General features: G+C 66.3%; 17 protein-coding genes and 1 pseudogene. 7 read left to right on the top strand and 11 right to left on the bottom strand.

Features of this window, described 5'->3' with window-relative positions; genetic code table 11:
- Position 1 precedes the first annotated feature (1 nt).
- Positions 2-379: a hypothetical protein gene (locus E8A74_RS32240; protein ID WP_136932959.1), complete on the bottom strand. Its 378-nt coding sequence runs from the start codon at positions 377-379 to the stop codon at positions 2-4.
- 183 nt (positions 380-562) lie between these two features.
- On the opposite strand from E8A74_RS32240, the gene E8A74_RS32235 reads away from it, so the two are divergent.
- Positions 563-2,023: a YecA family protein gene (locus tag E8A74_RS32235; RefSeq protein ID WP_136932958.1), complete on the top strand. Its 1,461-nt coding sequence runs from the start codon at positions 563-565 to the stop codon at positions 2,021-2,023.
- Positions 2,024-2,116: 93 nt separating this feature from the next.
- On the opposite strand, the gene E8A74_RS32230 is transcribed toward E8A74_RS32235, so the two are convergent.
- The 6 genes from E8A74_RS32230 to E8A74_RS32205 all read right to left on the bottom strand — a co-directional run bounded on the left by E8A74_RS32230 (position 2,117) and on the right by E8A74_RS32205 (position 9,248).
- The gene (locus E8A74_RS32230; RefSeq protein ID WP_136932957.1) at positions 2,117-4,414 is read right to left on the bottom strand and encodes a serine hydrolase; all 2,298 of its coding nucleotides are present in this window, start codon (positions 4,412-4,414) and stop codon (positions 2,117-2,119) included.
- Positions 4,411-4,623, bottom strand: a complete 213-nt coding sequence (locus tag E8A74_RS32225) for a hypothetical protein (protein WP_136932956.1) — start codon at positions 4,621-4,623, stop codon at positions 4,411-4,413. The genes E8A74_RS32230 and E8A74_RS32225 overlap by 4 nt, the downstream gene beginning before the upstream one ends.
- 102 nt (positions 4,624-4,725) lie before the next feature.
- Entirely contained in the window at positions 4,726-5,286 is a 561-nt protein-coding gene (locus E8A74_RS32220; protein WP_269749905.1) for an RNA polymerase sigma factor, read from the bottom strand.
- Positions 5,287-5,364: 78 nt separating this feature from the next.
- Positions 5,365-6,924 (bottom strand): serine/threonine-protein kinase, encoded by a 1,560-nt coding sequence (locus E8A74_RS32215; RefSeq protein ID WP_269749904.1) that lies wholly within the window; start codon positions 6,922-6,924, stop codon positions 5,365-5,367.
- A gap of 334 nt (positions 6,925-7,258) precedes the next feature.
- Positions 7,259-8,413 (bottom strand): hypothetical protein, encoded by a 1,155-nt coding sequence (locus E8A74_RS32210; protein WP_136932953.1) that lies wholly within the window; start codon positions 8,411-8,413, stop codon positions 7,259-7,261.
- A gap of 139 nt (positions 8,414-8,552) precedes the next feature.
- Entirely contained in the window at positions 8,553-9,248 is a 696-nt protein-coding gene (locus E8A74_RS32205) for an O-methyltransferase (RefSeq protein ID WP_136932952.1), read from the bottom strand.
- Positions 9,249-9,480: 232 nt separating this feature from the next.
- Between E8A74_RS32205 and E8A74_RS32200 the strand changes: the two genes are divergently transcribed.
- The gene (locus E8A74_RS32200) at positions 9,481-10,608 is read left to right on the top strand and encodes a glycoside hydrolase family 5 protein (RefSeq protein WP_170229535.1); all 1,128 of its coding nucleotides are present in this window, start codon (positions 9,481-9,483) and stop codon (positions 10,606-10,608) included.
- A gap of 12 nt (positions 10,609-10,620) precedes the next feature.
- On the opposite strand, the gene E8A74_RS32195 is transcribed toward E8A74_RS32200, so the two are convergent.
- Positions 10,621-11,136, bottom strand: coding sequence for a hypothetical protein (locus E8A74_RS32195; protein WP_136932950.1), 516 nt, complete (start codon positions 11,134-11,136; stop codon positions 10,621-10,623).
- A gap of 934 nt (positions 11,137-12,070) precedes the next feature.
- On the opposite strand from E8A74_RS32195, the gene E8A74_RS32190 reads away from it, so the two are divergent.
- Positions 12,071-13,057, top strand: a complete 987-nt coding sequence (locus E8A74_RS32190; RefSeq protein ID WP_232379845.1) for a helix-hairpin-helix domain-containing protein — start codon at positions 12,071-12,073, stop codon at positions 13,055-13,057.
- Between the two features lie 279 nt (positions 13,058-13,336).
- Positions 13,337-14,089, top strand: a complete 753-nt coding sequence (locus tag E8A74_RS32185; protein WP_136932948.1) for an SDR family NAD(P)-dependent oxidoreductase — start codon at positions 13,337-13,339, stop codon at positions 14,087-14,089.
- Between the two features lie 6 nt (positions 14,090-14,095).
- Here E8A74_RS32185 and E8A74_RS32180 read toward each other — a convergent pair whose 3' ends face one another.
- Positions 14,096-14,779 carry a glutathione S-transferase N-terminal domain-containing protein gene (locus E8A74_RS32180; RefSeq protein ID WP_136932947.1) on the bottom strand — a complete coding sequence of 228 codons (684 nt, stop codon included), beginning with the start codon at positions 14,777-14,779 and terminating at the stop codon, positions 14,096-14,098.
- 118 nt (positions 14,780-14,897) lie between these two features.
- Between E8A74_RS32180 and E8A74_RS32175 the strand changes: the two genes are divergently transcribed.
- Complete coding sequence (locus tag E8A74_RS32175; protein ID WP_136932946.1) at positions 14,898-15,257, top strand: DUF1428 domain-containing protein; 360 nt, start codon at positions 14,898-14,900, stop codon at positions 15,255-15,257.
- A gap of 62 nt (positions 15,258-15,319) precedes the next feature.
- On the opposite strand, the gene E8A74_RS32170 is transcribed toward E8A74_RS32175, so the two are convergent.
- Positions 15,320-16,783 carry a hypothetical protein gene (locus E8A74_RS32170; RefSeq protein ID WP_136932945.1) on the bottom strand — a complete coding sequence of 488 codons (1,464 nt, stop codon included), beginning with the start codon at positions 16,781-16,783 and terminating at the stop codon, positions 15,320-15,322.
- Positions 16,784-17,139: 356 nt separating this feature from the next.
- Between E8A74_RS32170 and E8A74_RS32165 the strand changes: the two genes are divergently transcribed.
- Positions 17,140-19,245: a hypothetical protein gene (locus tag E8A74_RS32165; protein WP_136932944.1), complete on the top strand. Its 2,106-nt coding sequence runs from the start codon at positions 17,140-17,142 to the stop codon at positions 19,243-19,245.
- A gap of 3 nt (positions 19,246-19,248) precedes the next feature.
- On the opposite strand, the gene E8A74_RS32160 is transcribed toward E8A74_RS32165, so the two are convergent.
- Positions 19,249-20,619, bottom strand: a complete 1,371-nt coding sequence (locus tag E8A74_RS32160) for an MFS transporter (RefSeq protein ID WP_170229534.1) — start codon at positions 20,617-20,619, stop codon at positions 19,249-19,251.
- A gap of 70 nt (positions 20,620-20,689) precedes the next feature.
- Here E8A74_RS32160 and E8A74_RS32155 point away from each other — a divergent pair.
- Positions 20,690-20,938: pseudogene (locus E8A74_RS32155) on the top strand (hypothetical protein); the annotation flags it as partial.

Raw genomic sequence — 20,938 nt, 5'->3', positions numbered from 1 at the left:
GTCAATCGGCGATGTCACGACCCGCGGCGACTGTCTGCCCATCGGACGTCACGAGCACCTCGAGCTCTTCCCCTCCCTTGCTGATGTGAGCCTCGAAAAACACCTGGCCACCGGGCAGGGTATACATCTCGACCTTGTCGAGCTTGCCGCCTTGTGCCCACTTCAGGATGGTGTCGCGCGCCGCCGGCGAGGCGGAGCTGAGCGAGACCTCCCACTCCTTGCCTTGGTCGAGGAACGCCTCGAGCGACTTGCCGCCCGTGTCCACGGGTGACGGCGTCATCTTGTCCGGCTGCGCCCCCTGCGCGCCGGCGGCGGCCGGCAGGGCGATCAAAGCGAACGCGAGCGACGCCAAGAGCGGCCATCGTTCCAGCCTCGTCATGAATTCATTCCTCCTTCCGGGCATGTAGGGGCCCGCCGGATCACGCATGCGAACGGAGTGCCGCGCCGCCGTCGGCCGGCGTCGACGCGGCCCGCGCTGCCCGGGGTCGTTCGATTCGTGCCTGGCGGGGCTGCTTGCATTTCCTCGTTGCACCGGGGATGCGCTTGCTCTTCCATCGCTTCGATGGGACACGCGCACCACTTCCTCTCCCGGCTCGATCGTGTCTCGCTCCCGCATGTCGAGCTCGCGCTCTCCCTGTACCGGGACGAGGGCCTGCTCCGGTACCTCTTCGACCGGGCTCGCGTGCCCGAGGGCGCCGAGCGTGTCGCGCTCTCGCTCGATCACCCCGAGGAGGGGCCTTTCCTCATCGTCACGCGCGACGGGAGGTTCGTCACCTGCCTCGGCGCGGGCATGAAGGTCTCGAACCTGCCCGTGGTCACGCGCGGGCAGATCGACGCAATCGCCGCCAAGGTCGGGGAGCTGCGCGAGCGCATGGAGGCCGCGAAGGCGCTCGCCGGGGGGAAAGGGGTCAAAGCGCTGCTCCGGCGGATCTACGAGGCCGCCGACGAGCTCTCGCGCGAGGAGTTCGTCGCGATCTCGGCGCTCCAGCCGCTCTACGGCTTCGAATTCTTGCACCTCTACCTCCGCGCCGCGGTCGAGCTCGACGAAGCCCGCCAGATCCTCCTGCCGCTGCTCCGCAAGACCGACAAGCCAAAGCCCATCTACGACGACGCGCTCAGCGCGTACTGGCGGACCCTCTGGGCCATGAGCCATTTCGCCATCCTCGCGACCCTCGACGGCCAAGAGACGTTTCCCCCAGGTCTCCTCGACATGTTCGGCGAGGGCGGCACGTTCTCCTGGCCCACCACGCGGCAAGGATTCTTGCCCTTCGCGATCCGCGGCGCCTGGGCCACGGCCCGGGTCGGCAAGCCCCTGCTCGCCAAGTACAAACGGTTTTACCAGGAAGCGGAGAGCGAGCTTCAGAACATCGACGGCGCGCTCGGGATCCTCGCGATCGGAATGCGCCACGCGCGGCTCCGCGCCGAGGCGGAGAAGACGCTCGGCGCAGACATCCCCGTCAAATGGAGAGGCACGCCCCACGGCAAGGTCACGGGCGCGATACGCAAGCTCGCGCGCGGGATCGCGGAGACGGATCGGGATTCGCCCGAGGCGCGGCAAGCATGCGTGCGGGACCTCGGCGCGCACCTATGGGTGGCCCTCATGCAATCGAGGCCCGCGGGCCCCCTCCGGTACGAGCGACCGGAGGACGTCCCGGAGGATCTCGCCTGCGCGGTCGTGGCGAATACCTTCCAATGTTATCTGCGCGGGTCGCAGGGCCTTTCAAACGCATTGACGTGGCTCTTCATGTTGACCCCGTGGGCCGCCCGCGCCGCGCCGGAGGCGCTCTACCTGCCGCGCGCCGCGATCGCGGCAGTCCACGTGCCCTTCCGGCCGGATCTCACGCTCGGCGTGCTGCGCGCGATGCGGGATCACGTGGCCCCTGGCAGGAGACAGGCGCCCCCCGAGGGCCCCGCCCGCAAAGGCCCGTGCCCCTGCGGAAGCGGCAAGAAGTACAAGCGTTGTTGCGAGGAAACGGAGGCCGAATCGAAGAGCGCGGCGCTGCTCGGGCCTTCCGATTCGTAGGGCTTCCGCCTCCGGCGCCACGCCCGCTTCCGTTCGGGCTTCCGCCTCCGCTGCCGGGAAGCGCGTTCCATGGGCTCGTCCGGGCTTCTTATCTCAGTCAGGACAGCAGAGAGCACCCGCATTTGCATTGCCCACACAGCCACCGAAGTAGTTGGCCGCGGCTTCGCTCTCATACTTGCACCCCGTCCACGTGCAGGTGTTTCCTTCCGCATCCGAGGTTCCCGAGCAAACGCGCATCGGACGGGTGCTGTCGCCATTGCTGTCAAGCGTGCCGCAGCTCGTGGTCCCTGTCGAGGGGTATGCCTTGGCGGCGCAGTTGTTCGAACCCGAGCCAGAAAAACCGAGGTCCGACGCCCCATTGTCCGTCCAATAAATGTGCGTGGGGGCTGTTGACGCCCGTTTGGCGTTCCACTCCTCGGCGGTGCACACATGCATCCGATGGCCGCAAAGGCTCTCTCGGTTGGCATAGGAAACGGAGCCCGCACAGCCATACATGTTCGTGCCCCAGCTCTGTTCGGCAGTGCCATCCGCACAAGGACGATTCGCACAACAGAGTGCGCCTGCCGTCGTGTTGCCGAGGCATCCACCCCAATAATTCGTATTGGTTGACGACTCGTACTTGCACCCCGTCCAGTTGCACGCATTCCCCTCCGCATCCGAAGTTCCCGAGCAGATTCGCATCGGTGCGTTCCCGCTGCTGCCACACGTCGTGCCCGCCGGCGAAGCATTCACGTAGCGCGCGGAACAGTTGCTCGAGCTTCCGGAATAGCCCAGTTCGGTGGACCCATAGTCCGTCCAGTAGATGTGATCCGGGGTCCCGGCGGCCCCTGAGAATCTCCTGGCTTCCCACTCGGCAGGTGTGCAGACGTGGGTCTCGGATCCGCAAAGCGTCGCCTTATTTGCGTAGGATTCCGAACCTGGGCACCCCCACATCTGATTGCCCAACGCTTCAGCAGGCACCCCATTGGCACAGAGCCTGGCTTCATCCCAAGCGTTGACGAGCATGCCCACGTTGTCATCTGAGTGGATATTGGTGTTCTGAACGACGACCGTTCCGGGATGGTCCTTGAAGACGAACAGAATCGACTGCTGCTCCGTGCCGCTCGTCTCGAATCCGCCACCCTTCATCACAAAAGGAGTCCCGCCGATGGTCGTTCCAGCCCAGTCCATACCGTAGCCTGAATCGAAAACCATATCGACAGCTTCCTGCTGCATGATGTCTCCAGCATACAGCAAAGAGAAGGTTTTGGCCAGGTCATACGCTGTCAAAGCGAATCCTCCTGTGCCGCATCCTGTGTTGAAATCCGTGCCGTACTGGTAGCCCGCCGTTGTACTCGTGGCATTCGGCGGATACGCAAAAGGGGAATGAGAAAGCGTGTGGGTGCAGCCTGAGTACGCAGCTTCCCCCATGAAATAGCTGCCCCTTACATGCAGATCCAGCAGTTTCCCTGCCGTCCAAGCGTCCGACTTGCCGTAATTCGTCATCTCCTGCGACAGGTTGGTTGTCATGTTGGCGATGAGCACCTGCAGCAACACGTACGTCATGCTGTTGTACTCATCGGTGCCGTTGTTGAGGCACTCCTGTGTGATGAAGTGTATCTCGCAACCCTCTTCCAACCAGTCATGGAACACGGACGGGACGTTGCAGTCCCCGGCTGGCTGCGGCATACCGCTTTTGTGCTCCAACAGCTCCTCGAACGTGATCTTTTCGACACCGGGGCCTGGGGACAGCCAATTGGGGATGTAGGGACCGATCGCGGCCTGGGGACTTATTTGGAGCGCCGCGAGAACTTCCGCCATGCGCGCCCCGGTAAGGGCCTTGGAAACGCTCCAGATGTTCATCGGAATGTCGTAGGTCATGGTCGAAATCGCCGTGCTGTGATTGTACACATCCCAGGCACTCACAGCGAATCCGTGGTTACGGGTGACCGTGCAGAGCTGGCCATTGCTCTGCTTGCGAACAACCGCGAGCTGCGTTCCGCCATACGGGTTGAAGTGGTCCTCGATTCGATTCGCAAGCGAGGAAAGCTCTGCGTAGTTGACGGCGTCGCAGTCATTGGTATTGCAGAACGATTGTGTAGCGGTACATGCACCGGCATTACCGTATTCGTCGCATGTCCTGGTCCCCGCGGTATTGCCGCAAGTCGCGGTCGGAGCCGTACAGCTTATCTTGGCACCCGGAATGTATTCACACGTGCCCCAGTCGAATCCCAGGATACATTCCTTCTCTCCTGGGCAGCCGCTCGCGCTGATGCAGTCCTGTTTCATGCCCTCGGTACAAGTCGCACGCGCATCGAGGTGGAAAGACAGTAGCGTGGCGAACGCGCCCAATCCGATATACCATCGCTTCATATGAATCTCCTCATCCTTTCTTTCGGCCGCCTCGTTCACGCCGTCCGATCATCTTCGGCAGAGACAAAAATCACGTAGCTCCGCCATGGCGGCATTTCTTCCAGCCATCGAGCAATGGATAGATCGAGCGTGATGCGCCATGCGCGGCGCGTGACATCTGTGGTAGAGCCACGCTCGCTCGACGCGTGACCGTCGAAATCTTGCTGGGGACAAAAAAGAGCGTCGAGGGCGGGAATGAGGCCGCGCAAGCTACCCCATCTCGCCGGCCCTTGGCCTCCCGCCCCCGCGTCGATCGGTCGTGCGCGCAGGCCTCGGGCCACGCGTTCGACGCGTCGCGCCCTCGCGGATTGTCACTCCGGCAAGAGCTTCTCCGCGCGAGCCATCTCGTGCAGCCGCTCCTTGAGCCGTTCGAAGCGCTTGCGAAGCGCCGCGGTGTTGACCCCCCCCATCACGCTCGCCACGTCGGTCCAAGAGAGGTTCCGATCCACGCGGAGGATGAGCAGCATTTGGTCCTCCGGATCGAGCTCTTCACGCATGCGAACAAAGGCCGACTTGGCGTTGCTCTTCAAATGGGGCAGCGTCTCGGAGCTGAGCTGCGCCGCGAACTGCAGGATTTCCGCAATGTCCGAAAAAGGGGTTTGACGCAGGTGCCGCCGCTCCCTCTTTTGCGTGCGATCGAATCGCCCAAGTTGATGCCGAGCGAGCGTGTAGACCCACGTTCTCAGCGAACAGCGCCACTCGAAGGCAGCGATGCCTGCCCATAGGTCGAAGCTGAATTCACCAAAGATGTCCGCTGCATCGTGCTCCGAGCCGACGATCGCGAACAAGAAGCCGAAGACCTCGGGCCCATACGCTTGCAACGTCCGTGTGACCACCTGCCTGAGCTCACCGGCACGAAATAAGCTCTGCATCTCCGCTTCGAATTCGATTCTGTCGGCCGAATTTCCAGGCACTTTCGACATACCTTCGCCTCCAAAGGAGCACAAGGTCTACTTGACGCAGACGTACGACACGCGCTTTCCCTTCGTGGCATAAACCTGCCACTTCTTTGTCCGCTTATCGTAGCGGATGCCCGCTCCGTCGTAGAGCTCGTCCGAGCGAAACCTCCCACCAACACTGGAGAGAAAACATACTTTGGCGTCAGGGGACAGGTCCTGCCCCGGTACGCCGTTCTTCAAGGGTGTCGCTTGACCCTCGACGCTCCCGGACGTGAACGCGCGACCGATGTCCATACACGCCGCGTAGGCGCGGAGCCCAAGCTTTCCCGGGCTCGCGCGGCTCCCCCCGAGCCACCAATTTTGCCCGTCGTGCCAAACACGCACGTCATCCAATTCGGATTCCAGACCATCCACGACGGCGATTTCGGTGAAGAAACATTGACGACGCGGCGTCACGGCTGCGAGCTGGATCGGATGGGGATCGCTCGACGCGCTGTCCCAGCTCTTGACACCGATGTATCCAGTTATGCTATCGACACACGCCGATTCGACATGCACGACCCCTCCTCTGGCAGAGTCCACTTCCAGCCCCCACCGCTTGGACTGTGGATCCTCGTAAATACCCGCGCGTGCGGGCCTCGTCCAGTCGACGCCCTCGAGGTTGGCGGAGAATCCCGTGAGGAAACACGTACGCTCGTCCGTCGCACCCAAGTCCGCGTCGTACCCATCGTAGGTGCTGCCGGTCCACGCATAGGGGTCGACGACCAGCGCTTTGGGGCGCAATGCGACGAACCCGAGCGATGCTGCCATTGCGATGGAGATACCGAGCGCCACGAGCCGCCGCGCGCTCGACCGACGCGCGAGCTCGAGCTGCGTCGCCAGGACCTCCATCGATTCCCAGCGACGGCTCGGGTCTTCTTCGAGCCCGCGAGCGATGATTCGACGGATCCGACTCGGGACGCGCGGAACGCCGTCGAGCCCCTCACGAAGGGCAACACAAAACGAGTATTGGTCCGATCGCGCATCCGTGATCCCCGTGCGCTGCTCCGGTGATGCGTACGTCGGTGTGCCTGCAGGGACGTGGCTTTGACCGATGCCGAGGTGCTCCTCGCTGTCCATCTGGGGGGCGATCACCCGAGCGAGCCCGAAATCAGCCACCCTCACGCGGGCGTCCTCGCCGATGAGCACGTTATCCGGCTTGAAATCGTGGTGCACGAGGCCCGCCTTGTGGGCCGCCGCGAGTCCCCGCGCGGCTTGCAAGAACTTCTCGAGGATCTCCTGCCAGGTGCGGGATCGCTCGTTCAACCAGCTCCGAAGCGTCCCCGCGTCCACGTACTCCATGGCGAGGAAGACCTGCCCCGCGTGTGTCCCAGCTTCGTAGATGGTGACGACGTTGGGGTGCGCGCAACGCGCCAGGACCCTCGCCTCACGGAGCATGAGCTTTTCGGCGCGCGCGTCGGCGAAGCGTAGAACCTTGATCGCGACCGGTCGATCGAGCCGGATGTCGCGCGCAAGGAAGACGATTCCCATGCCTCCGCGACCCAGAGCCCGCTCGACGCGGAATGTATCATCGATGACGGAGCCCACTTCCAAGGAGACGGGGGGCTGCATCGCCGGCGCGCGGGCCACTTTGCGAACGAAGCTGTCTATGGACTCGCTTGCCGTCGCTGAATCAACGTCTCTCAACGCGCAGTCGTTCGTCATCACAACCCTACGGGGGCTCGAGCCACGGATGGTAGGGTATATCCGGGCATCGGGTAGGGTGGAAGAGGGGGATGGACGACCTACCTGGATCACGCGCCTCCTTCAGCGCCCTCCATTGCGGCACCGTCAATCCGCCTGGATCCCGTGCCAGACGAAGCGCCCCGTGTTCTTGCCATTGGCGCGTGCTGACGCATCGCGCGGTCCATCCTGGAGGACGTGGCGCGGGAGCGGCCGCGCGCCGTCAGATGAAGTCCCGGCTGACCTCCTGCGGCTTCGCCACGAGCCAGATCCCACCTGGGCCCTCACGCACCGTCAGCCCCATGCCCAGCACGAGCTTCTCGAGGGTCGCGTCGATCGCCCGGATCGCGGGGGCGGCGGCGGCCTTTTGATCGGGGGGCGGGGTGATGGGCGGGATGTAGGCTCGAAGCTGCGCCAGCGCCTCACGGGGCGATCGTGGCTCTCCGGTGATCTTCGTCTCCAGCCAGGCGGCCGAGACGGGGGCGATGAGCCCGTAAAAGTCGACGGACTTCTCGTAGTACGTGCGGAAGGCCTGCGGGAGCCTCGCGCGCGCGTCGCCGCCGTCCCAGGCCGCCACCACGACGGACAGCAGCTCGACCACGGCGCCCGTCCGATGGACGTGGTCGGCGAAATCTTCATCGCTGTCCTCCTCATCGGCTTCCGCGAAGTCCTTCTTCCACTCCTTGCGCGCCTGCGACAGCAGGCGCCGCGCTCGTTTGTTGGGGCGAGCGAAGAGGAGCCAGGGCGCGCAGGACTCGAAGTGGGTGGCGTCCGGATCGAGCTTCTCCGCGATCCTCTCCGCCTCCGCCTCGTCGGCCGCGCCGGAGGCCATCCATTCGAGCAGCAGCGCGAGGGCACGGGCCTCCTCGTTGCCGCCGTTCCGCAGATCGGCGACCCGGGCGGCGAGGTGCTCTCGCCCGCGGTCGAGCTGGCCGAGCACGGCGAGCCGAAAGAGGTCGTCCTCGCCCCTATCGAGGACGAGCGGCGCTTTGTCGAGCCGATCCGCGAACTGTTCCCAGTCCGTGCGCTTCACGTACACACCCTCGCTGGCGAGCGCGCGTCGCGCGGCGCGTAGCTCGTCGCGGAGCGCGCGGCTGTCGGCGCGCGCGCACCCCTGGCGTCCGACGATGGCGATCTGGGCGACGGGATAGGTGTTACGGCGGCTGGGGGCGACGAGCCATGACGAAAGCGCGCTGTAGTCCTCTTCCGGGACCTGCCCCATCACGAAATCTCGCGCGAGGGTCCAGAGAACGGCCGCGATCAAACCCACGAGGATGGCCGCGTTGCGCGCGGCCCATGCGGGCTCGCGGAGCAGGATCACGAGGAAGCCGATGAGGAGCGCGCCGAGCGCGAGGAGGCTGAGGTGGCGGCGGGTCATGGGTCCGTTCTGCGTCCTTCTACCGTGCCGCCGCGGCGAAGGCGACGGTTCTGGCGCTCGACCTGCCCTGCCTTCCTCGAGAACGGTCCACAAACAGATTTCGGCCGCTCCTGCTCCCGCCTCCGCCTCCCGCGAGCGATTACGCCCCTTCGTAATACGAATATTCGAAGCCGTCGGCGATGGAGAGCGTCGTCGACTGAAATCCGTTCTTCCCCGATTGCATATATTCTACGAACGGCCGCAGCGCCTTCTTGAACGTGAAGATGTTGTCCGCGAGCACCACCGAACCTTTGCGGAGCTTCGGCTTGAGCAGCTCGAGCACCGGCATGTACAGGTCTTTCCAGCCGTCGAGCAGCACCATGTCCACCGGCCCTGGCACATCGCGCAGCGTCTGGAGGGCGTCGCCGAGCCGCACCTCGGCCACCTCGCCGAAACCCGCGACCCGGAGGTTGTCGGTCGCGACCGCGTGCTTGCCCGGCTCAAGCTCCGTGCCGATCACCTTCCCTCCCCCATTGTCGGTCACCGCCGCGGCGAGGTAGAGGGTCGAAAGGCCGAACGATGTCCCGAACTCGACGATCGACCGCGCGCCCACGGTGCGCGCCATCAGGTAGAGAAAACGCCCCTGCTCGGGCGAGACGGGCAGATAAAGATCACGCGCCACCCCGGCCGTGAAGATTTCCGTCACCGTCTGGCCGCGGAGAAGGCCCTTGGCCAGGGCCGGCACCTTGAAGGGGAGCTTCAGGTAGTCTCCACGCGCGCGGCGGTGCAGCCGGTCGAGCAGGTCGCGCACATCCGCGCGGTTCAGCGAGTTCGGGGAAGCCGTCGTCGTGTCCATCGAATCACCTCGTGCCGCGCACTGTAGCGGCACGTCCACGCCCGGCGAAGGGGAAGGCACTGTCCCAACATTCCTTCACACGGGCTTCACAGTCGTCGAGGGACACACGTGGGCGCCACTTCGAGCGCAGCGGCCTCGTGCGGCAGCGGAATCGTCTCCCCACGCAATGCCGCGGAACCGGTCTTGCCGCCGGCCGCTCGTCATGGCAGCGTGGCGGCTGGAGGCGATTCGAATGCGCGCGTCGTGGCCTGTACTTTTGTGGATTCCCCTGGTCTCCGGTTGCATCCCTCGGGGCTCGGCCCGGGACATCACGCCGAACCCCGCCGGGGTCGCGCATTCCGCGCCATTCGAGGGTTTCCGGCGCGGCATCAACCTGGGCAACGCCCTCGACGCGCCGAGCGAGGGGGCCTGGGGGGTGACGCTCGACGAGCGCCATTTCGAGATGGCGGCCGCCGCCGGCCTGGATCACGTCCGGCTCCCGGTGCGCTTCAACGCGCACGCGCAGGCGAGCGAGCCGTTCACCCTCGACGCGGCCTTCCTCGGGCGCGTCGACTGGGCGCTCGATCGGGCGACGGCGCGGGGGCTCTCGGTGATCGTCGATTTCCACCACTATGAGGAGCTGATGAAGGACCCGGCCGCGCACAAGGAGCGGTTCCTGGGGATCTGGGCGCAGCTCGCCGAGCGCTACGCGAATCGCCCCCCGAGCGTGGTCTTCGAGCTGCTCAACGAGCCCAACGGAAACTTGAACGCCGCCATCGTCAATGAGATCTCCAACAAGGCCATCACCCTCATCCGGGCGAAAAACCCCACGCGGCGGATCATCGTCGACGGCTACTTCTGGGCCTCGGCGGATTGGCTGGACGAGCTCGTCCTGCCCGAGGACGACCCCAACCTGATCCCCACGTTTCACATGTATCAGCCCATCCTCTTCACGCACCAGGGCTCGCCGTGGATGGATCCGGAATATGGCACGACCGGGATCGTCTTCCCCGGCCCCCCGGCCGCGCCGCTCACGCCTGTCCCCGCGGCGCAGCGGGTGGGCTGGGTGAACGATTGGTTCACCCGCTACAATACACAGCCCGCGTCGCAGAACCCCAATGGGCCGGCGGGGGTGCGGGCCGAGTTCGAGAAGGTGGACCGCTACATCCAGGCCACCGGGCGCCGGGTCTACATGGGCGAGTTCGGCTGCATCGACAACGCCGATCAGCCATCACGCGCGACCTACGTGCGCCTGATCCGGCGCGAAGCCGAGCTGCGAGGCATTGCCTGGGCCTACTGGGACGATGGGGGCAGCATGAAGGCCATGGATGTCAAGACCGGGAGCTGGGTGACGTACCTGCAAGACGCGCTCTTGCGCTGATGCTCGGCGACGTCAGCGCGAAACCCGCACGACCCGGATCCGCGGCCGGCAATCCGCGCCGGCCTCCACGAATGCCAGCGCATTCTGGCCGCCGGCGGCGGCGCCTGCGATCGCACATCCCCCCTGGGCATCGTCGCGCGCCACGGCGGAGGCGAGGATGTCCTGGGAGCGTTTGTCGATGAGCGAGAAGACCAGCGGGCCCGAAAGCATGTGGCTGCCGATCCAGAGGGCCGGCCCAGCGTCGAAGAGGTGCTTCGCGTAACGCCCCGGGAGCCGGCGCGCCGTGGTGCTCGCGCGCGGCAGAAGTGCGAATTCGAGCGGGCGATCGAGCACCACGTCGTCGTTCGTCGCGGGACGGGGCAAAGAGAGGATGACGGCGACGTCGCCGACGACGTGCGCGCCGACGCCCGTCCCTGGGCGGAGCAGATCGCCCTCGTGCACGCGGCCGTCGGGGGCGTGGAAGGTGATGTCCTTCGCGCCCGATTCGTCGGATCGAAGAACGAGCGCCGAGTCGGGGATCTTCTCCACGCGTTCGAATGCGCCCGTATCACGGCGGCGGGGACGTCGAGGGTGGCCGACGTGGTGATCACGGAGGCCGCGCGGGGGCCGGGTTGCGGGGCTGCGGGGCGCGGGGACTCGATGGTGACGACGTCGGGGTGGCTGCCGGCGGGGGTCACGGCGCACGCGGGGCTCGCGGCGAGGACGGCGAGGACGGCGAGGAGGACGGTTGCGCGGCTCAAGACGGTCTCCTGCGGAGAGGTCGAGGGTCGCAGGACGAACGGGCAGGGGCAAGGCGGAAGTCGGGCGCCCCTCTCGCCCCTCCCCCACGACGGTCCCATCCCCCCCAAAAACGCTCCCAACCCTTTTCGAAAACACCGCCATCCCTCTTCAAGAGGCTCTCGCCCCTCCCGGAGGACGCTCTCGTCCCTCCCCTCGAATGCCATCCCCCCTCTCCGAGACCCTCCCGACCGCCGCTCGCGACCCCTCGTCCCTTCCGGGACAGGGTTCTCATGCACCCCAAGGACACGCGCGACCCTCTTGCAGGAGGGTCGCGTCCTTCCCTGGAGGCCCTGTCCTTCCTCCCCGAGACACCCGCGCCCCTTCCGGAGGAGGCTCTCCTCCCCCTCGACGACGCTCCCGACCCTCTTGCAAGAGGGTCGCACCCTCCCGGAAGACACGCGCCTCTGTCTCTGGAGACCGTCCTCCCCCTCCCGGAGACGGTCTCCTCCCACCCGGCGCCGTCGCGTGTGCCTTCAGGGCGTTTCGTGATCTTCACGAAAAAGAAACACAGAATTGCACCTGTCGCCCCCCACACGCGCGGCGCTGCTTGCTCGGTCACCTGATCGTATACGAAGAAAATTATATGGATTTGCCGTCAGAGTCTTCGCTGCTATCTTCGGCGCCTCGACCTGCTTACCACGAGGAGTCTCCAATGCGCTGTCTAGCTCTGCCCTTTCTTGCCATGAGCTTTTTCGTCGTTGGTTGTGGTGGTATCGATTCCCAGGAGCCGTCCGAGCTGCTCGGGACACAAGAAGCGCCGCTCACCGAGACCGATGTCGATGTGGCGCCGGAATGCCAGGGGATCATCGATTTCCTCAACGTGGCATCGTTCCAGACGCTGGATCAGTATCTGCCGAGCGACGTGGCATCGAACCTCGTGGGGTATCGCGCCCTTTCGCCCTTCGCGACGCTGGCGGACGTCTCTTCCGTTCCGCTCGTCGGTTCCGCGCGCCTCGAGCAAATCGAAGGCGGGGCGCGGAGCGAGGGGTATATCGGGGCGAGCTGTGTCGGAATCATCGACGAGCTGGCGGTCTCCGCCGACGACGCGTCCCGGATGGTTTCGCTGGTGAATTCGGTCAGCTCCACGGAGCTGCACGACATCCTGCCCTACGCGTGGAACGGCGCGGTGAACCTCCTCAACCTGCGACCCTTCACGACGGTCGAGAGCATCGCCGCCACGGCGGGGATCGGCTCGGTGAGCCTGCGGAACCTCCGGAACGCCGCGACGTTGAGTGATCCCCTCGAGGACCTGATCGCGGCGGTGAACGCGCTGCCGCAGCCTGATTTCGGCGCGATCATGGCCCGCCACTTCGACAGGTACGAGCTCACGACGGGGTCGCAGTACTATTCCATGCAGGGGCTGGAGTGCTTCGGGATCGATCCTGACTCCCTCCCCTATGGCACGAGCATCCGATCCAACCTCGCCGACGCGGCAGAGGTGCGCGCGGAGGTCGAGGCCACGGTCGATTATGCGAACCGATATGATCAGCTCCCTCCGAGCGTCGTCGCGCAAGGGCTCGCGAACCTCGACGCGCGGATCACGGGGCGCTCCTTCAAGGGCTGCTATTTCAGCTACGCGCATGATCCCTGGAGCGGGAACAACGTCGCGTTCTTCGTCGATACCGTCTCCGGCTTCAGCGTGCTGACGGAATCGTACTGGAGCGAATGAGCCGACGCGCTCCTGCCGCCGGCGCTCGGGGCCCATAACCCGCCACGTTCCCTCCCGCCTACGGAGCCGCTCCTCCGCCGCCCCCGCCGCCCCCGCCGCCCCCTCTCCCCACCGTATTCGAAGATCCCACGAGCTCGTGGAGCTCCTCGGCCGCGCCCTCGAAAGCAAGCGCTGACGAGAGCAGGTATGCCACGCGGGAGCGGATGGAATTGCGTTGACCTCGGCACCACCTGCGGAGTATGCGGCGCCACGGGGGGACGTGGAAGAGGTGGAACGAGCATGCTTCTCAGGGATAAGGTGATCATTGTCACCGGCGCGACGTCGGGCATCGGCGAAGCGACGGCGCTGGAGGCCGCGCGTCAGGGCGCGAAGGTGGTGCTCGCGGGCCGGCGCGAGGAGAAGGGCGAGGCGCTCGCGGAGCGCATCCGCGGCGAGGGCGGCAAGGCGCTGTTCGTGCGCACGGACGTCTCCGTGCCCGCGGACATCGAGGCGCTCGTGGCGCGCACGCTGCAGGCCTTCGAGCGTCTGGACGGCGCGTTCAACAACGCGGGGATCCCCGGGCCGCTCGGATCACTCGCGGACCTGCCGCTGGACGAATACCGCAAGCTGATGACCGTCAACCTGGATTCCGTGCTCCTGTGCATGCAGCACCAGATCCGGGCCATGCGCAAGAGCGGGGGCGGGGCCATCGTCAACTGCGCCTCGATCCTGGGCATGGTCGGTGCGCAGACCTTCGGCGCGTATTCGACGGCGAAGCACGCGCTCGTCGGGTTGACCAAGGCCGCGGCGCTCGATTACGCCGCCGAGGGGATCCGCGTGAACGCGGTGCTGCCCGGGCCGGTGGAGACGGAGATCTGGAGCCACGTGAACCAGGGCGACGCGGTCTTCGCGGCCTTCACGTCGGGCGTGCCGATGAACCGTTATGCGCGCCCGGAAGAGATCGGCAGGCCCGTGGTGTTCCTGCTCTCGGATTGGTCGTCGTACGTGACGGGGACGTCTCTCGCCATCGACGGCGGATACATGATCCGCTGAGGGGATTCAGATCGCCCGGAGATCCGCCGTCCATTCCCCGACGGTGCGGCATTCGGCGTCGTGGGATTCGTCGCGCAAGGTCTCGGCGAGCCCTTGCGTGTACCAAAGCCGCATCGACGGGCGGTCGAGCATCCGCGTCGTGTAGGCCGCGGCGGCGTCCCCGAGGGCGAGCCCGTACGTCTGCACGCGGAAGACGACCGGCGCGAAAAAGGCGTCCACCGCCGTGAACGTGTCCCCTGCGAGATAGGGCCCGCCGAACCGCGTGAGCCCCTCGGTCCACAAGGCCGAGATCCGCCCGACGTCACGCAGGAGCGCGGGCGGCGTCTCGCGCAAACGCACGCGAATGCCGACGTTCATGCTGCAAAACGAACGCAGCACGGTGAAGCCCGCGTGCATCTCGGCGGCCGCGCTGCGCGCAAAGGCGCGGGCCTCGGCGTCGCGCGGCCAGACGCCGGGGTGCCGCTCGGCCAGATATTCGACGATCGCGAGCGAATCCCATATCACGCGCCCCTCGTCGACGAGCGCCGGCACCTTCCCGGCCGGCGTGAGCGCGCGGAAGGGCGCCCACGCGGCCTCGTCGCCGAACGGGAGCAGCCGCTCCTCGAAGGGAATGCCGGCCTCCTGCATGAGGACCCACGGCCGAAGCGACCAGGACGAATAGTTTTTGTTCGCGATGTAGAGGGTATACACGGGGGGCACTCTACCCCGGCCGGGCCCGCGCGCAAAGGACCCAAGGTTCTGCCCGGTCGGGTCCCATGAACCCCTCGACGGTCGCGAGGCCGTGCTAAGACAAACCGAGGAGGTTGTCATGGCGAAGTACGTCGATGGTTTCGTGGTCCCCGTCCCCAAGGCCAACGTGGAGGCATATCGCAAGATGGCGGAGGAGATGGGCAAGGTATGGCGGGAGTACGGCGCGCTCGAGTACATCGAGTGCGTGGCCGACGACGTCCAGCCCGGCAAGCTCACGTCGTTCCCGCAGGCCGTTCACCTGAAGGAGGACGAGACGGTCGTCTTCTCCTACATCGTCTACGAGTCGCGCGAGCATCGCGATCGCGTCAACGAGCAGGTCATGAAGGACCCGCGCGTCGCGAACCACAAGCCGGAGGACACGCCCTTCGACGGCAAGCGCATGTTCTGGGGCGGCTTCTCCGTTCTGGTCGCGCTCTGATCGAGCCCCGCGTCGGCGCACGGCACCCGGTTCGCAGGTGCCGTGCCTCCGCGCGATCCCCCTCAGAATCGATAGACCAGGATGTTCTTCTCCGCGACCCCGAGGAAGACGAGCGCGTGGAGCTTCGGCATCCAGAGCATGCGGCGGCGCACGAGGGTGTTGCCCTCCGTGAGCGAGGGGGTCGGGCCGTCCTGCACCAGCCGGCCGAGCGTCCACGGCTCCGTCGTGGGATTGAGCTCGAACCAGCCGAGCTTGCCTTCCTTGGTCTTCGCCGCCACCCAGTAGCGGTCGAGCGGCGGGATGTACACCATACCGGCGCCACCGTCGCCCACCGGGAAATCGACCGCCGAGAGGCCGTCCGCGTATTGCACGGTGCCGCTCTTCACGACCTTGCGTTCCTTCACGTTGAAGAGCTGGTACAGGCCCTTGGCCGCGTACTGGCCGGTCGCGGGATCTTCCGGCACCTTGATGATGCCAACGAGATCGCCGAAGCGCGCATCGGCGGCGCCGTTCCAGTCCCAGCCATTCCAGGACGTGCCCTCGCCGGTCCAGTTCGACGTGTTCATGTCGAAGGTGTTGCTCCACGGCCCGTTGGAGCCACACGACGCGACGAGGACCTGGTCCTTGTACTCGTCGTAAATGGCGAGGTTCTCCTCGCCCAGCTTGTATTGCCAATCCATGGCGGGCAGCCGCTTGTAGACCCACTTGCCCTCGTCGCGCGAATAACGCCAGAGGCGCCGTACGGCCATCACGAGCTCGTTGGTCTTCGGCGCGTACACCACGCCCGAGTACGTGTGGCGCGCCGTCGGCTGCCGATCCCAGTAGACCTCGTCGTAGAACCAGTCGTTCTCCTCCTTCAAGGTGCCCGCGGCGACGGCGGCGTCGAACTCCGCGGAAGACTCCGGGCAGCTCGTGAAGGTGCTCGCCGACTTGTAGGCTTCGCTCCACTTCGTGGTGTCCGAGGGGAGGTGCTCGATGGCATAGGCCATCCGGAACGCGTCGAACCGGTAGATGCCATTGTTGCTCGAATCGGCGTGCCCGCCGGAGGAGACCCACCACGCGCGGCTGCCCTCCGGGTCGAACGCGGGGGAGTTCCACGCGGTCGTGACGGCGCTCCAGTCGCCCGAGCCATAATCATTCCAGCCTGGGACCTTCTCCTTTACCTCGGCGTCGAGGGCATCGAGCCTCGTACCGTTCACCTCGATCCATTGTCCGCCGGGCACGAGCGCCCATGAGTCGGCATTGACGAGGCCGTTCTCATCGCGGCCCGGGGTCCACACGTTGCCTTCGAGAGAGCCGATGTCGCTCCCGGTCCCCCAATCCGCGTCGGGGCCCGGCAACGTCACACCGGCCCCCTCGCCGCCGGCCCCACCGCTGCCGCCCGATCCACCCGCTCCGGAGGAGGAGGAGGACGCGTTCGTCGGCTCGTTCGGCGTGCTGGACGAGTCTCCGCACGCCGCGAACAGCACCGTGAGCCCGACGAGCGGGAGCCAAAGCCGCGGGGAAAGCAAGGTCGATTTCAGCATATTCAAAACTCTTTCTCCCGACGGCAATGATCTGGCGTCGGGACGCTGCACCGATACCTCTCCCGATATCGGCGATGTCACTTCGATGACCGGACGCTAGCACGTCGAATCCGCCCCTGGGAAGCGACGCCGCGCCTCGTCGTAGGACGATTTCGCGAAAACCACATCCATACTCGAATCATGTGGTCCCACGCGAAGCCATGGACACAAACGAGCGAAGCCATTGCATTTCGCAATCGGACGTGGTTGTGCTGTCGACGGTCCGGACGACAACGCCTCCTTTTGCAAGCACACGGCCGGCTTCAGCCCAAGGCCGACGTGCCCGGAGATTGCTGATGAGGAATCTTGCTTTTTCGTTGACCACAGCTTTTGCCGCGCTCGCCTTCCTGGCGGCCTGCGGCGGCACCGATCCCGCCGGTACGGGCGGCACCGGCGGCACCGGCGGCACCGGCGGTCCTTCTCCGCTGGGGGAGACGTTCACCAAGGTCGTCGTCGTCGATCGGAGCGGCGCTGCGTCCGATCGGCAGGACGTGCGGGTCACGTTCGCGCAGCCCTTCGTGGTCGGCGACGTGCCCGCCGGCGCCACCGTGGCGGCGCGTATCGAGGGCGTGGAGGTCCCCCTCCAGGTCGACGCCAAAGCGACGCACGCCGATGGCTCGCTCCGCCACGCCGTGCTGACGGCGCGTATTCCCACGTTGCCCGGCAGCGGCAGCACGACGCTCGAGCTGTATCCCGCGGAGGCCGGCGAGAATGGCGCGTCCGTCGCGGCGTCGGATCTCCTCGCGACGACGTTCGACGCCAAGGTTTCGGTGGACCTCGCGGGCGCGCATTACGAGGCGTCCGCGCGCTCGCTCCTCGAGGCCAAGGAGGGACCCGCCTGGCTCGACGGCCCCTTGGTCTCCGAGTGGTCCGTGGTGGCGCCGGTGGCCGGCCCCGACGGCGCGCACCCGCACCTCACGGCGCGGTTCGACGTGCGCGCCTATGCGGGCAAGCCGAGCGCGTTCGTGAGCGTGACCGTCGAGAACGATTGGGCGTACGAGCCGAACCCGCAGAACTTCACCTACGATCTCGCGATCGACACCGACGAGGCATCCATCTCCACGAAGAGCGGGCTCGTTCATCTTCGACGGGCGCGCTGGCGCAAGGCATTCTGGTGGGGGGAGGATCCCAAGGTCGACGTCCAGCACGACATCCCTTATCTGCTCTCCACCGGCGCCGTCCCGCACTTCGATCCCACGCTGGTGCCGGCCGAAGCGGCGCTCGCGAACATCGATGCGCAGTACGGCGAAAAGGTGTACGAGCCCATGGGGATCGGCCTGGCAAACCCCTACATGCCCGCCACCGGGGGAAGGCCCGATATCGGCCCGATGCCGGGCTGGAGCGCGATGTGGCTCCTCTCCATGGATGAACGCGCGAAGCGGGCCACGCTCGGGACCGCGGACGGCGCGGGGAGCTGGCCCATCCACTTCCGCGACAAGGAGACCGATCGTCCCGTCTCGCTCGAAGATCACGCGTACATGACCTTGCTCGGCAATCCCGGCGACGCCGTCAATCCCGAGACCGGCGTCTCCGACGCGTTCCCCGCCTGCGCGGGCGACTGCACGAGCCCCTTCGATCCCGACTCGGCGCACCAGCCTTCGTTTGTCTACTTGCCTTATCTGCTCACCGGGGATCGCTACTACCTGGAGGAGCTCCAGTTCTGGGCGAACTTCAACATGCTCCAGTCGAACCCGGGGTACCGCGGACAGGAGAAGGGGCTCGTGCAATTCGATCAGACGCGCGGCCAGGCCTGGTCGCTGCGGACGCTGGGGCAGGCGGCGTACATCACGCCGGACGCCGATCCGATGAAGAAGTATTTCACCGACCGCGTCGGTTATAACCTCGACTGGTACAAGACCACCTACCTCGACCATGCGGACGCGAACGCGCTCGGCATCATCACCAATGGTTATTCGGTCTACGACGACGGCACGGTGGCGCCGTGGATGGATGACTTCTTCACGTGGAGCGTCGGCCACCTGGTTTCGCTCGGCTTCGAGGACGCGCGGCCGCTGCTCGACTACAAGGCGAAGTTCCCGGTCGGGCGGATGGTCGGTCCCGACTTCTGCTGGATCTTCGCGAGCGTCTACCACATGCGCGTGAAGGACACGGCCCAAGGCACGTTCTACCCGACGTTCGCCGAGGCCTACAAGGCGACGCTGGCGCTGGAGGGGCAATCGGCCCTGGAATCGGCGTCCTGTGGCGGCGCGGAGATGGCGGCCGCGCTCATGCTCCAGGAAGGCGAGATGGTCGGCTACTCGCCCAGCACGGAGGGGTATCCTTCGAATCTCCAGCCGGCGCTCGCGGCGGCGGTGGAATCGAAGATCCCGGGCGCCAAGGAGGCGTGGGACCAGTTCATGGCGAGGAGCGTGAAGCCGGACTACAGCACGGAGCCGCAATTCGCGGTGGTGCCGCGGCCGTGAGGCTCACCCCGCCCCTTCCATCTCCTTCGTGACCCGCGCCTCCGGGTACCGCGCGAAGGTGAGGGCCGCGAGGACGAGGATCGCCGTGGCGAGCGGGCCCGTGACCTGCACGCCGAGGGGCTTGTCCGCGGAGCTGCCGAGGGCGTCTTTCACCCACTGAAAGACGCCCGTCGAGACGCCGAGCGAGATCTTCTGCAAGAATCCCTGCGCCCCGAAGAACATGGCCTCGCGGCGCTGGCCCGTGCGCCGCGTGGACGCCTCGCACACGTCCGCGAGAATGGCGTTCGGGATGGCCATGAAGATCGCGACCGGGACGCCCGCGAGCGCAAAGATGACCATGCCGAGCCGGACGTCGTGGACCCACGGGAGGAGGGTCATCAATCCGCCGAAGACGAGGGACGAGGCGATCATCGTGCCTTTTTTGGAGAAACGCCGCGCCAGGCCGCCGAGCAAGGGAAACGCGAGGGCGGCCACGCCGAACATGGGGCCGAGGAGCTTGCCCACCTCCGCGAGCGGGCGGCCCATGAGCACCTCGACATAAAACGGCACGCCCGTCGAGATCATGTTGAACGCAAAGAAATACAGCGTGTACCCGAGGACATACGTCAAAAAGGCGCGGTCCGCGAAGGTGGCGCGCAGCGAATCCACGAGGCCGAGGTGGCTCGGCTCGGCGCCGGAGGCCTCCGCGCGGATCACGAGGCGCCGTTCGTCGAGGAACACGACGGGCAGGAGCATCAGGACGAACGAGAGCAGGGCGAGGGCTCCGGCCATGGTCTGGAGCTCGACGCGGTCGTTGCCGCCTTTGCCGAGGAAGAGGGCCGGGGCGACGACCATGACGCCGAGCGCGCCGAGGAGGGCCGCGGCCGCGAGCAGGGTCGAGAGCGAGGTGTTTTCCTGCTTGTCGGGGGCGATTTCGGGCAGGAGCGCGAGGTAGGGCGCGACGTAGACCGAAAACATCGCGTAATAGGCCGTGAGCATGGCGCCGAGCCAGACGACGTTGACGAGCGAGGTGGCGGCCGTGGGCGGGAAAAAGATGAGGCCCGCCGTGAGCGCGAGGGGAAAGACACCCGCGATCATGAAGGCGCGGCGGCGGCCGAGGCGGTGCTTGCTGCGATCGGACCAGTTCGCGACGATCGGGTCCCAGAAGGTATCGAAGCCCCGCGCGACGAGGTTGAGGAGGAGGTAGGTCGGGATCGCGCCGGCGAGAAACGCGGGGATGAGCGCCGTGCCTTTGTCGTCGGGTGGCGCGTAGAGCCGGAGGACGTAGGTCGTGACGAGCTGGTAGCCGATGACGTTCCCCGTGTTCCCCGCGGCGTAGACGAGCTTGTTCCAAAACGAGAGCCTGGCCCGGGGGACGGCGGCGAGGGCGGTCATGGTTCGGGACGATACCGCAAATCGCTTCGGGCTTGACAAGCGGGGCGAAAACGCGACGTGTTTTCTCATCATGAACGTGCTTCGCAACACCCTGGGCTCGTGCTTCGTCTCCTTCGCCGCGCTCGCGGCCCTCGGATGCGGGGGCGATGAATTGGGCGGCACCCCCTCGGGCACGAGCCTCGGCGCAGGCGCAGGGCCCGGATCCGGCGGCGGAAGCGCGAGCAGCAGCGCGAGCGGGAGCGGCGGCGGCGGCGGGAGCGGCGGCGGCGGCGCGGGCGGGAGCGGCGGCGGCGGCGGCAGCGGCGGCGGCAGCGCGGTA

The organism is Polyangium fumosum, assembly GCF_005144585.1.
GTDB classification, from domain to species: Bacteria; Myxococcota_A; Polyangia; order Polyangiales; family Polyangiaceae; genus Polyangium; species Polyangium fumosum.
This window is presented reverse-complemented; position numbering and strand designations above follow the sequence as displayed.